Source organism: Pseudomonas sp. NCHU5216 (assembly GCF_052156495.1).
Classification (GTDB): Bacteria; Pseudomonadota; Gammaproteobacteria; order Pseudomonadales; family Pseudomonadaceae; genus Aquipseudomonas.
On record NZ_JBQLIX010000022.1, the window covers coordinates 26779 to 39931 of the forward strand.

Annotated in this window: 8 protein-coding genes and 1 pseudogene; 8 read left to right on the plus strand and 1 reads right to left on the minus strand. The window is 62.8% G+C overall.

Features of this window, described 5'->3' with window-relative positions; all coding sequences use genetic code 11:
• Nucleotides 1-66 precede the first annotated feature (66 nt).
• On the plus strand, nucleotides 67-720 hold the full coding sequence (locus ACSVIK_RS16050; protein ID WP_442445259.1) for a TetR/AcrR family transcriptional regulator: 654 nt from the start codon (nucleotides 67-69) through the stop codon (nucleotides 718-720).
• A 70-nt stretch (nucleotides 721-790) separates the two neighbouring features.
• Complete coding sequence (locus ACSVIK_RS16055) at nucleotides 791-1732, plus strand: alpha/beta fold hydrolase (RefSeq protein WP_442445260.1); 942 nt, start codon at nucleotides 791-793, stop codon at nucleotides 1730-1732.
• 998 nt (nucleotides 1733-2730) lie between these two features.
• Here ACSVIK_RS16055 and ACSVIK_RS16060 read toward each other — a convergent pair.
• Nucleotides 2731-3576 (minus strand): metal-dependent hydrolase, encoded by an 846-nt coding sequence (locus ACSVIK_RS16060; protein WP_442445261.1) that lies wholly within the window; start codon nucleotides 3574-3576, stop codon nucleotides 2731-2733.
• Nucleotides 3577-3768: 192 nt separating this feature from the next.
• Between ACSVIK_RS16060 and ACSVIK_RS16065 the strand changes: the two genes are divergently transcribed.
• From ACSVIK_RS16065 to ACSVIK_RS16090, 6 genes and pseudogenes are all read left to right on the plus strand, one after another.
• The gene (locus ACSVIK_RS16065) at nucleotides 3769-4791 is read left to right on the plus strand and encodes an AraC family transcriptional regulator (RefSeq protein WP_442445262.1); all 1023 of its coding nucleotides are present in this window, start codon (nucleotides 3769-3771) and stop codon (nucleotides 4789-4791) included.
• A pseudogene (locus ACSVIK_RS16070) lies at nucleotides 4791-5434 on the plus strand (MBL fold metallo-hydrolase). Before ACSVIK_RS16065 ends, ACSVIK_RS16070 begins: the two are co-directional and overlap by 1 nt.
• A 64-nt stretch (nucleotides 5435-5498) precedes the next feature.
• Entirely contained in the window at nucleotides 5499-6167 is a 669-nt protein-coding gene (locus ACSVIK_RS16075) for an OmpA family protein (protein WP_268181553.1), read from the plus strand.
• A 96-nt stretch (nucleotides 6168-6263) separates the two neighbouring features.
• Entirely contained in the window at nucleotides 6264-6920 is a 657-nt protein-coding gene (locus tag ACSVIK_RS16080; protein ID WP_268181555.1) for an OmpA family protein, read from the plus strand.
• 177 nt (nucleotides 6921-7097) lie between these two features.
• Nucleotides 7098-10796 (plus strand): CHASE domain-containing protein, encoded by a 3699-nt coding sequence (locus ACSVIK_RS16085; RefSeq protein ID WP_442445263.1) that lies wholly within the window; start codon nucleotides 7098-7100, stop codon nucleotides 10794-10796.
• Between the two features lie 230 nt (nucleotides 10797-11026).
• Nucleotides 11027-13144 carry a putative bifunctional diguanylate cyclase/phosphodiesterase gene (locus ACSVIK_RS16090; RefSeq protein WP_442445264.1) on the plus strand — a complete coding sequence of 706 codons (2118 nt, stop codon included), beginning with the start codon at nucleotides 11027-11029 and terminating at the stop codon, nucleotides 13142-13144.
• The last annotated feature ends 9 nt before the right edge of the window (nucleotides 13145-13153 follow it).

The window sequence follows — 13153 nt, forward strand, 5'->3', positions numbered from 1 at the left end:
TTGAAGGCAGCCTCAGAGTACCTAGCTCGTCGCGCTTCGTCACCCGCGCCTTGGTTGGGAGGAGCGATGGACGAGCATGGGGCGGTACGCGCCGTTTTCGAGGATCTCGGCGGTTATGGGGCGCTGGCGCGGCAGGGCAGTGACGGCCCGCTGGTGGGGCACCTGCAACGCACCAACATCCAGTTGGCGGCCATTCCGGTATTTACCCGCAAGGGACTGGAGGATGTCACCGTCGGTGACCTGCTCGAGGCCGGCCAGGTTTCCCGGCGTACCTTCTACAAGTATTTCGCCAACAAGATGGAGGTGCTCGAGGGCATCTACCAGACCGCCGTGCAACTGCTGCTGGCGCGCTTTCGCGAAATGCAAAGCGTGGCCGGCAGCCCCGCGGCCTGGCTGCGCGCCATGGTCGAACGTTTCTTCGACTACCACCTGGCGGTTGGGCCGATCATCCGCATGATGCAGGAGGAGGCGCTGCGTGCCGGTTCCCCGCTAGCCGCGCATCGTCGCCATGCCCACGAGGAAATGCTGCGGCTACTGGTCGAGCGCCTGGAACCGGAGCTGCAACCGCGTGATCCGCTGGTTTATCGGGCGCTGATCTGGGCGTTGGAGTCCACCTCCCTCGACCTGCTCGGACGCAACGCCAGTCGTGAAGAGATCGAGCGCGCCAAGGCCGTGCTCGGGGATCTGCTGATCGCCTCGCTCTGTCCCGGCTCAACCTAGGTTGGGCGGTGTTCGCCGGGCAATCGTGGTCTGATCGTGCTTTTCCATAACAAGAATCGAGGTGCTCTGCATGTCCGCCCATAGCCTGCCCCTGCAACCGCCGTTGGCTGCCGGTTTTGCCCGTCTGGGTTTTGGCGCCTTGCCGCTCGAGCGTCTGAAGGCGCGTTATGGCAACCCTGATCAAGGCTCGCGCTATGTCGAGATCGACGGGTTCAACGTCCACTACCGTGACGAAGGCAGTCGTGACAAGCCGGCGCTGGTGCTGATCCATGGCGTGGTCGCTTCCTTGCACACCTGGGATGGCTGGGTGCAGGCCTTCGCCCCGCATTACCGCATCATCCGTTTCGACGTACCGGGCTTCGGCCTCACTGGGCCTGCCCGCGACGGTGAGTATTCGGCCGAGCGCATGTTGCGGGTGATGGAGCAGTTGCTCGATTACCTGCAGGTGGAGCGCGCCGTGCTCGCCGGCAATTCCCTGGGCGGTTACATCGCCTGGAACTTTGCCCTGGCACAACCGCAGCGGGTCAGCAAGCTGGTGCTGATCGACCCGGCTGGCTACCACATGAAAAAGGTGCCGTGGATGATCGCCTCCGCGGCCTTGCCTGGTGCCACCATCGCCATGCCGCTGTGGATGCCGCATGCGCTGATTGCCCAGGGCATCCGTGAGGTCTACGGCGAGCCGGGGCGAATCAAACCCGGTGTGGTCGATCGCTATTACGACCTGTCGCGGCGCCCTGGCAATCGTCGGGCGATGATGGATATCTTCCGCGTGCTGCTCAAGGTGAACAAGACGGAGCTGCAGGGTACGCCGCAGCGGGTGGCGCAGATCCAGACGCCCACGCTGCTGATGTGGGGTGAGCGTGATCGCTGGATCTCGCCCAAGCACGTGCCGCTCTGGCAGCGAGACCTGCCGGGTATCCAGGTCAAGGTCTATCCCGGTGTCGGGCATATCCCCATGGAGGAGATTCCCGAGCAGAGCGCAGCCGACGCGATGAAATTTCTGCTGGGTTGAAGACGAGTTACCTGGCTCGGTAGTTGTCGGGCCAGGTGGCTAGGAAAAGGTTCTTCGGGAATGCTTGGTTGATATCGGACTGGCAAGTTTATGTGAGTGGTTTTTTGCTTTCGGTGTAAAGCTGTTTATCGCGTTCTGCTGATATCTCCCGTTTCGCCTCCCGGCGACCTTCTTTTGTCAAACGCCACAAAAGAAGGCAAAAAGGCTTGGCCCCGCCATCCGGCCCCGGCTGCGCCGGGGTTCGTTCGCTCCATCGTTGCTCCGAGGGCACGCTGCGAAGGGCCATCCCTGGCCCATCGCAGCTCTCGCGGCATCCATGCCGCTCAACCCTCTACGCAACGATTCCACTCACCCTCCTGAAGGGGCCATTCGCGCGCCTGAGCGGACAGGTATGCCAGGGTAGCCCTGCGTGCTCTGCCTGCTGTGAAGTCACGATGTAGTCGCCGAATTAAACCGATAGTTTCATTCGCGTAGTTTCAGCTTGTCGGCCTGCGACCGGCATCTCGGTCAGCCCTAAGGCTGACCCTATGTTCAAGCACTCCACGCTACTTCTGGGTTACCTCGGGTTCAGGCGCGTGCAGAGCCCGCCCAGGAGGGCGAACGGAATCGTCGTGGAAGAGGTTGAGCGACATGGATGTCGCGAAAGCCGCGATGGGCCAGGGATGGCCCACCGCGGCGGGCCTCTGGAACGGCGATGGAGTGAGCGAACCCTGGCGCAGCCAGGGCCGGATGAAAGGGCGGAGGTTTTGGTTACTTTTGCCCCAAAAGTGACTCGCCCGGGAGGGCGAAACCAAAAACATCAACAAAAACGCGGCAAACCGGAACAAGCACCCGAACAACCAACGAGCTACACACAAACTAGCCAGTCCGGTATCAGGGCTGACTTCCCAAGATTCCATGAAGAACCAAGAAAAAGGCTGCGTCGCATGCCTCCTTGGCCGAGCCGAGATGCCAGCACCCTGTCAGGCCGCTAGCCTGGCCCGGATTCTGTCAGAGGATCAGGCGGCGTTAGCCTGGCCCTGTGCGGCACCGTCGAACTCTTCGCGAGCGCTGTACAGCAGGTCGAGGTTGTCATGATGCCAGGGATGGAAGCCACCCTTGAAGAAGTCCCGATAGGTGCCGAGCAGGGGGCGGAACACGCCGTCCTTGCCCCACATCCAGCGCAGCCCGTCGCGCCAGACGCGCCAGTTCCACAGCAGCCCATCGACCTTGAGCATGTGTGCCAGGCCGTACAGGGTGTCCTTCACGAAGAAGAAGGTGCCCATGATCATGGCGCGGCGCAGCATGAAGCGGTTGCCACACACCTGGTTGTAGACATCGAATGCCACCGCCTTGTGTTCGGTTTCCTCCAGGGCGTGCCAGCGCCACAGGCGCGCCAGGGCAGGGTGGGCGCCGTCCATGTAATGCGGGTTGCGCAGCAGGCCGTCGGCCATGATCGCGGTGATGTGCTCCAGTGCGGCGGTGGTGGCCAGCAGGCGTTCGGGCGAGAAGCGCTTCTGGATGAAGCGGATGCGCAGGCGGGCACGTTTCTCGATGCGCCCGATGTCGTAACCCAGGTCGCGCAGGCGTTGGCTGTACTCCAGATGTTCGCGGCTGTGGTGACCTTCCTGGCCGATGAAACCGCGAATTTGCTCCTTGAGCAGCGGGTCTTCGATTTGCTCGCGGAAATGGCGTACCGAGTCGATGAAGAAGCGCTCGCCATCTGGAAACAGCGCCGACATGGCATCGAACAGGTGGCTCTTGAAGGCATCGCCGCCATGCCAGTGGCGCGGCAGCGGATTGGGCAGGTCGAAATCCATATGCCGGGGACGAATCTGCAGCCCGGCCGGAGTGGTGCTGGCCATATGGCCTCCAATTGCTTGTTATGAGTCCTAGTCCACTATGCGCAGGTTGCACGACAGTGCACAGGTTCTTAGCAGCCATAGTTCAGGTCATATCCGGCCACTTTTTTCATCGCCATTAGAAAGTTGGGCGCTGTGGCGCGTGTGGGCGATTAAGGTCGAATCGCCCATGGGTCATATATGGCCAGACTGCCGATGAATCAGAGTTTTCTCCTAGCTGCCGAACGGGTGCCTGTTGCCTATGCCGAGGCGCTGCTGAGCCTTGCCGAGGAACTGGGCGTGCCCCGTGCCAGCCTGCTTGGCGCTGCTCGTGTCAGGCCCGAGATACTGGGCAATCCCGCAGAGCGCCTGTCCTTCATCGACTTTCATCAACTCACCCAGGCTGCGCTCGAGCTTTGCCAGGAGCCGGCACTGGGGCTGATCCTGGGGCAACGGCTCAACGTGTCCACCCATGGCATTCTTGGCTATGCCGTGCTGGCCAGTGCCAACCTGGGCAAGGCGCTGCAGTTCGCCTTGCGCTACTACCGGGTGCTGGGCCTGGCATTCGATCTGGAACTGGTCGAGCAGGGCGGCTATACCGAGTTGCGCGCGGTGGAAACCCTGCCCATGGGGATGCAGTCCTGCTTCGCCGCCGAAGGCTTGCTGAGCAGCATGCACACCATCGTTCGCTTCCTGCTGGCGGACGACCTGCATGGCCTTGCCATCGGCTTCGCCCATGCTCCGCCGCCTCATGCAGCGCGTTACAAGGAGGTGTTCGGCGTGCCCGTGCAGTTCGAGCAGGCCTATCACTGGATGCGCTTGCCCAGCCACTACCTGCAGCGCCCCATGGCCCTTGCCAACCCTGCCACGGTGCAAATGTGCGAACGCCAGTGCGAAGCCCTGCTGGCCAGTCTCGACGTGCAGGACGAGCTGCTCACGCGAGTTCGCCGCTTGCTGCTGGCGCACCCTGGTGACTTTCCCGACCTCGATGGCGCCGCGCAGGCGCTGCATACCAGCGCGCGCAGCCTGCGTAGGCACCTGGCACAACTGGGCACCAGCTACCAGCAGGTACTCGACGACGTGCGCCGTCGTCTGGCTCTGCAATACCTCAGCACCACCCACCTGCCGCTGTTCGAGATCGCCCATCTGCTGGGTTACAGTGACCCCTCGAATTTCCGCCGTGCGTTCCGCAAGTGGACGGGTAAACTGCCGAGTGAATACCGTCACGAGGACGTCTGATGAACCCCGCAGCACCCGCCCTGATCCGCGAAACCTTCCCCGTCGGCCCATTGCAGTGCAACTGCACTATCATCGGTGACCCGCTCACGAAGAAGGCCATCGTGGTCGACCCGGGCGGCAATCCCGATCTGATCATGGCGCGGCTCGACGCGCATGGGCTCAAGGTGGTGAGCATCATCCACACCCACGCCCACCTCGATCATTTCCTCGCCTCCGGCAAATGAAGGAAAAGACCGGCGCAACCTTGCATCTGCACAAGGACGATCAGTTCCTCTGGGACAACCTGGAGATGCAGTGCCGCATGTTCGGTGTGCCCTATACGCCCGTACCGGCGCCGGATCGCTGGTTGGCCGATGACGATGAGCTGGCCTGCGGCTGTGGCGTGGCCTTGCACACCCCTGGGCATACGCCGGGCTCGATGAGCTTCTGGTTCGCCGAGGCCAAGCTGTTGATCGCCGGGGATACCTTGTTCCGTCGCGGTATCGGCCGTACCGATCTGTGGGGCGGGGACTACGCCACGATCGAACGCTCGATCAAGCAGCGCCTTTACGCCCTGGACGAGGACGCCACCGTGGTCACCGGGCATGGCCCCGACACGCGCCTCGGTGAGGAGATGCGCGAGAATCCCTTTATTCGCGCCTGACAGGGCACTAATGGCAATGTTCGTGTTCAAAAGGCCATCACCGCGTCACTTCTGGAGATGCCCTATGTTCCGCTTGCCTCTCATCGCCCTGTGCTCCGGCGCTCTGCTGCTGTCTGGCTGTGCCTCGCAAAATCCCTACGACCAGAGCGCACCGAGCTCCAACCGTACCGCGACCTATGGCGGTCTCGGTGCCCTGGCGGGTGCCGCTGCTGGCGCCCTGATCAACCATGACAACCGTGGCAAGGGCGCCCTGATCGGCGCGGCGGTAGCCGGTGCTGCCGCTGCCGGTTACGGCTATTACGCCGACCGCCAGGAGGCCGAACTGCGCCGCAGCATGCAGGGCACCGGCGTCGAGGTGCAGCGCCAGGGTGATGTGATCCAGTTGGTCATGCCTGGCAACATCACCTTCGCCACCGACTCGGCGCAGATTTCCAGCAGCTTCTATCAGCCGCTGAACAACCTGGCCAACTCCTTCCGTCAGTACAACCAGAACAGCATCGAGATCGTCGGTTACACCGACAGCACCGGTTCGCGCAGCCACAACATGGATTTGTCGCAACGCCGTGCCCAGAGCGTGGCCGACTACCTGCTGGCGCAGGGTGTCGACTCGAGCCGTCTGAGCACGCGCGGCATGGGGCCGGATAATCCGATTGCGAGCAACGATACGCCTGACGGCCGGGCGCAGAACCGCCGTGTCGAGGTGACGTTGCGGCCCTTGCCCGGCGTGCAGTGAGGTCGCCCCGAAAAACACGAGGGAACTTCGAGCCTTTCAACGGGCTCGAAGTACTCGGCTAATTAGCTGAATTCTCAAGTGTTTTAAGGATATCTCATGAAAATCTGGCGAAATCTGGCTGCCGCAACCGCAGTCATGGCCGTGCTGGCCGGCTGTACCACCAATCCCTATACCGGTGAGCGTCAGGCGGGCAAGGCCGGCATCTATGGCGGCATCGGTGCGGCCACTGGGGCGGTGATCGGCGCTGCCACTTCGAGCAAGAAGGACCGTGCCAAGGGCGCCTTGATCGGTGCGGCCGTCGGCGGCGCGGCGGGCGGCGGTTACGGCTACTATGTCGACACCCAGGAGGCCAAGCTGCGCCAGACGCTGCAAGGCACTGGCGTGCAGGTGCAGCGCAATGGCAATGACCTGAAGCTGATCATGCCTGGCAACATCACCTTCGCCAGCAACTCCGCCGATATCTCCAGCAGCTTCTATCCGACCCTCAACTCCCTGGTGCTGGTTTTCAAGGAGTTCGACAAGAACGGCGTGAACATCGTTGGCCATACCGACAGCACCGGCTCGCAGTCTCTCAACCAGAGCCTGTCGCAGCGCCGCGCGCAGAGCGTGGCCAGCTACCTGACGGCCAATGGCGTGCCGGCGCAACGTATCTCGGCCTATGGTGCCGGCTCCAGCCAGCCGATCGCCAGCAATGCCAGCGAAGCCGGACGGGCGCAGAACCGCCGCGTCGAGATCAACCTGCAACCGCTCTGATACGGCAATTTCCCTCCCTTCCAGCCCCTGTCATGCAGGGGCTTGCTTGACTGTCTGTCGGTTATTTCCTGGCACAAGGCCATCCTCGAAAAGTCTGTCTAGACTACCCTCAATGAATGCGGAACGTTCGTACACGAATGCTGCGCGGTTGCTATTGGATGAGCCGGGGGAAAATCAATGGAGGGCAGCGTCGTTGCACCACCCAAGCCGTGGCGTCCCGTACTGTTGGCGCTACTGCTGCTGTCGGTGCTTGTCGGGTTGTTGTTGTGGCAGTGGCAGGCCTATCAGGATCGGCAGGCCGAAGGGTATCAGCAGCGTTTTCAGCTCGAGGCGCAGGAGATAGGTCAGCAGGTGCTGGCGCGCATGCAGAGCTACGAGATGGTGCTGCGGGGTGTCTCCGGGCTGCTGATCGGCAGCGCTGACGTCTCGCAGGGGGAATGGGATCGTGCCCTCGATCAGTTGCAACTGCAGGATCATTACCCCGGTATCCAGGCAGTGGCCTGGTCACGCTTCATCAGTGCCGAGCAACTCGGGGAATTTCTTGCCAGGCAGCGAGCACAAGGGCGTCTGGACTATCAGATATTTCCCGAAGGAGAACGCGAGCACTATCTGCCCATCGACTACGTCAGCCCGCTGGACTGGCGCAATCGGCGTGCGCTGGGGTTCGACATGCTCAGTGAGGCGGTGCGGCAAGCCGCCATAGAGCGGGCCATCGAGACGGGGGAGGCCAGTCTCAGCGGGCCCGTGGTATTGCGCCAGGAGACCGAAGTCAACCAGCAGCCGGGGGTGCTGTTGTTTCTGCCGGTCTTTCAGGCTGGCAAGGCTCTGAACACCCCGCAGGAGCGCCGTGCTGCGCTGCTGGGACTGGTGCATGGGGCCTTTCGCATCCATGACCTGATCGAGGGCATTCTCGGGCTGCAGAGCCGCCGCTTCGATATCGTTCTGGCTGATCGGCAGGCGAGCGACAGCCCCTTGCTCAGCATGGCGCGCCCTGGAGCGTCGCAGCCGCCGCTGTTCGGCAGCCAGCAGGATCTGGAGCTGTATGGGCGTACCTGGTCACTGAAGGTGTTCGGCACCGCCGAGTACGAGCGTGCGGTCAATGCCGAAACTCGCCAGTTCAATCTCTGGGCGGGGTTGGCGGTAGCCGTGTTGCTGGCTCTGTTGGTCGGCAGTTATCTTTATCAGCGTGACCGCAAGCAGTACACGAACGCGCTGGCCACCGCCAAGCTGAAGGAGCGCGAGGAGCGCTTTCGCCTGCTGATCGAGCGCCTGCCGGTGGCGACGCTGCTGTGCAGCGACTCAGGCCGCATCGAGATTGCCAACCGTAGCGCAGCCGAGTTGCTCGATTGCAAGGTGCCAGAGCTGATTGGCGAGTCCGTGCTGCGGGTGATCCCCAATCTCGAATCGCCTCATGACTTGCCGGCTCAACTGGCCGATTCCGACGAGCGCACGTTGCGCACGCTGCGCGGCGATTCGATTCCGGTCAGCATCAGTTTGAACAGCCTCTACGAAGGCAGCGGATATCTGCTCAACCTAGTCGACCTGCGTGCACGCAAGGTGGCTGAAGAGCGCTTTCGCCTGGTGGTGGAGGCCTCGCCCAATGCCATCCTGCTGGTCGATGACATGGGGCGGATCGCCATGGTCAATCGCCAGACCGAACTGCTCTTCGGCTATGAACGCAAGGCGCTGCTCGGTGAACCGGTGGAAATGCTCCTGCCCACCGCGCAGCGAGGCAATCACGTGGCGCTGCGCCGGGGTTATCAGGCCATGCCCGAGCAGCGCCGCATGGGTGGCAACCGCGAGCTGTTCGGGCAGCATCGGGAGGGTCGCATGATCCCGCTGGAGGTGGGGCTGTCGCCGATCCGCAATGGCGAGGAGAACCTGGTGCAGGCGGTGATCATCGACATCAGCGAGCGCAAGGCGGCCGAACACAAGTTGCGCGAGCAGGCCGAGCAACTGTTGTTGGCCAACCGCTACAAATCCGAGTTTCTCGCCAACATGTCCCATGAGCTGCGCACGCCGCTCAACAGTATCCTGATTCTCAGCGACCAGCTCCGTCAGAACGTAGCGGGCAACCTCACCGAGAAGCAGACCAAGCATGCCGATATCGTCTATCGCGCCGGCAGCGATCTGCTGCAATTGATCAACGACGTGCTCGATCTGGCCAAGGTCGAAGCAGGGCGCATCCAGATCAAGCTGGAGCCGATCAACATGCAGGACGTGCTGGTGGAACTGGATGCCAGCTTGCGTCCGATGGCCGAGGTCAAGGGCCTGCGCCTGCATACCCAGCTCGATGCCGGTGTGCCGCGCGTGGTGCATACCGACCGTGTGCGCCTGCATCAGATTCTGCGCAACCTGCTGTCCAACGCGCTCAAGTTCACCGACAGAGGTGAAGTGACGCTGACCGTGAGCAGCGAGGGGCGCCAGGCCGACGAGCGCGAGTTGCTGTGTTTCTGCGTTCAGGATACCGGCATCGGCATCGATCCCGCGCAGCACGAGCAGGTGTTCCAGGCCTTCCAGCAGATCGACGGTTCCACCAGTCGTCGCTTCGGTGGCACCGGCTTGGGTCTGGCCATCACTCGGCAACTGGTGATGGCCCTCGACGGCGACATCAGCTTGCAGAGCACACCGGGGCAAGGCTCTGCCTTTACCGTGCGGTTGCCGGTACAGACGGTGCCTGCCAGCGTCCCCGAGGCGCAGTACGAGGCGCCCCAGCGGGCCGGTGAGGGGCCGCCGCTGCTGATCGTCGAGGACGACGTCAATTTCGCCGCGGTGATCGCCGAAGAGGCCCATGCCCATGGCTTTTCCAGCGTGCAGTGCCGCACTGGGTTGCAGGCCCTGACGCTGTTGCAGCACGAGACCTTCGCGGCGGTGATTCTCGACATTCTCTTGCCCGACCTCAGTGGCTGGCAGCTCTTTCGTCGCCTGCGTGCCCAGCCGAGCCACCGCCACACGCCGGTGCACATCATCTCCTGCGTGCCGCAACCGGCGGGCTGGAATGACGACGGTACGCGCTATCTGGTCAAACCCATCGGCCGTGATGAGCTGGAGCAGGTGTTCGTCGAACTGCGCCATGGCTCTCTACAGGAGCGCAGCCTGTTGCTGGTGGAGGATGTCGAGGCCGAGCGCGAGCATTATCGCGAGCAACTGGCGCAACTGGGCTTGCAGGTCACCGCCTGCGCGGATGCCGAGCAAGCCTGTGCTTGCTATGCACAAGGCAGCTTCGCCGCCCTGGTGATCGACCTCGATCTGCCCGAGCAGGATGGCTTCGTCCTGCTCGACAGGCTCAACCAGATACGCCCGTTGCAAGGCACGCGGGTGGTGATCAATACCGGTGTCGACGTCACCCAGCAGAGCCTGCAGCGCTTGCGTCGCTACAGTGCCGTGGTGGTGTGCAAACAGGGTGACGACAGTGAGGCACTGTGCCGCGCCGTGCAGGGATTTCTTGGCGATGTGCGTGCGCCGGAGCCGACACAGGTGATCCACAGCCCATTGCAGGGGCGACGCATCCTGCTGGTGGATGACGATGTGCGCAATCTCTACGCCATGACGGCGCTGCTGGACGAGGTGGGGCTGTGCGTGACAGCGGTCAAGGACGGTCTGGAGGCCATCGCCAGCTTTCAGCAGGAGCCCTTCGATCTGATCCTGATGGACATGGCCATGCCCAACATGGACGGCTACACGGCCACGCGCCTGCTCAAGGAGGAGCATGAATGCGGCGTTCCCATCATCGCCCTCACGGCCCACGCCATGAAGGGCGATCGCGAGAAATGCATCGCTGCAGGTGCTGACGACTATATGGCCAAACCGGTCAAGCGTGATGAGTTGCTGGTGCTGTTGGAGCGCTGGCTGGGGGCGTCCGCAGGGCGCCTCTAAAAACGTAGGCGAGGTAGCCAGCACAAGGCGAAAACAAGCGAAAAAGCGGAGTTTACGAGTTGTAAATGAGCATTTTGAGCTTGTTTTTAACGCAGTGATGGCAACGCAGGTAGTTTTTAGAGGTGCCCTGCAGGGCGCCCTCTGGCAATGATCTAAGCTGATGTTAGGAGTGAGCCGTGCACGGGCATAAGGACAGAGGTGGAGCGCTGGCGATGAACAGGAACGCTGCCATGGCTGACAGGCAGATCCTGTTGGTGGTGGACGACCGTGAGGAGAACCTCGAGGCCATGCGGGCCCTGCTGGAGGAGGGTGAGTGGCAGTTGCGCTGCGTGAGTTCGGGGGAGCAGGCGCTGCGCTGCCTGCTCGAGGAGGAGGTGGGCCTCGTGCTGCTCGACGTGCAGATGCCCGGCATGGATGGCTTCGAGGTGGCCCGCCTGATGCGCGGTAACCCCCGTACCCGCCTGACCCCCATCATCTTCGTTTCCGCCATCGCTCAGACGCAGGATGCCGTGCTGCGTGGCTACAGCAGCGGGGCGGTGGATTTTCTGCTCAAACCCTTCGACCCGACCATGCTGCGGCACAAGATCCACAGCTTGCTGGAGCACGAACGCAATCGCAGCGATCTGCTGCAACTGACCCAGCAGCTCGACCGTGCCCGCGCCTTCAACGCCTCGGTATTGGACAATGCCGCCGAAGGCATCATGGTGGTGGGCCAGGATGGGCGCATCCAGTTCGCCAATCCCGCCATGGCGCAGATGCTCGACGGCGAGGTGGGGGATCTCGAGGGCAGTGATTTCATGTCCTTCCTGAGAGCGCCCTCGACCAGCGGGGGATGGCTGCACTCGGAGTTCTACCAGCACTTCCAGCGTGATGAGACCTATCGCGAGCACGAGGCCATGCTGCGTACCTTCAAGGGCGGTTTGCTGCCGGTGGCCTTGTCCTGTTCGCCGCTGCCACGCTCACAGCACGCCATGGTGATCATCGCCCTGGACATGTCGGTGGTGCGCAATCTGCACGCGCAGCTCGAGTCGCAGGCGGTGACCGACTCGCTGACCGGCCTGCTCAACCGCCGAGGCTTTCACCAGGCCCTGGAGTCGGCCTTGGCGCGGATCGAACGCAGTGGTCAACGGGTGGCCGTACTCTATCTGGATCTGGACGGTTTCAAACGCATCAACGACTCCCTGGGGCATGCGGCCGGCGACCAGCTATTGCGGCGTGTCGGCGAGCAGCTCAAGTCCTGCTTGCGCCCTTACGACAGCCTGGCGCGCATCGGCGGTGACGAGTTCACCGCCTTGCTGGACAACCTCAGCCACCCCGAGGACGCCGCCAAGGTGGCAGAGAAACTGATCGAGATGATTTCCGTCAGGCATCGCATGGAGGGGGTGGATTTCACCCTGGGCGCCAGTGTCGGCATCGCCTGCTTCCCCGAGTGCGGGCAGAGCGTCGAGGGCCTGCTGCGCGCTGCCGACATGGCCATGTACGAGGCCAAGCGCGCCGGGCGCCAGCAGTATCGCTTCTTCTCGCCGGAGATGAACGGTCGTGCGCGTTCGCGCCTGTTGCTCGAGGAAAGCCTGCGGCATGCCATCGAGAACGATGATTTCAGGCTGGTCTATCAGCCCCAGTACCACATGGCGACAGGTCGGCTGCGTGGTTTCGAGGCGCTGTTGCGCTGGCAGCACCGGGTGGCCGGCACGGTGGCGCCGAATGTCTTCATCCCGCTATTGGAGGAGACCCAGCTGATCAATCGTCTGGGGCCGTGGATCTTCCGCGAGGGCGCCAGGCAGCTCGCCGGTTTCAGGCAGCGCTTCGGCGAGGAGCTGGTGCTGAGCATCAACGTCAGCCCGGTGCAGTTCGGCATGCCGCATCTGGTCAGCGATCTGCAGCAGGTGCTCGAGACCCATTGCCTGCATCCCAGCCAACTGGAGGTGGAAGTCACCGAGAGTGCGTTGATGCAGGATCTGGAGCGCACCCAGGCGCAACTGCGCCACCTGCGCGAACTGGGCGTGAGAATCGCCATCGACGACTTCGGTACCGGCTATTCGTCCCTGGCCTATCTGCGCCACTTCGAGCTGGATACGCTGAAGATCGACCGTCTGTTCATCGCCAACATGCTCGATTCACCCCGCGATGCGGCGGTGGTCAGCACCATCATAGACCTCGGGCAGAACCTCGGTTTGGAGGTGATTGCCGAAGGGGTGGAGACCCAGGAGCAGCGTGATTGGTTGGTTGCCCATCATTGCGCTGTCATGCAGGGGTTTCTGGTGGCACCCGGCATTGCCGCCGATGCCGCACTGCAGGTGCCGGCGCAACTGGACTGGGCGCGGCTGCCTTTGCCGCGGCCCGATTGAGGCCGCAGC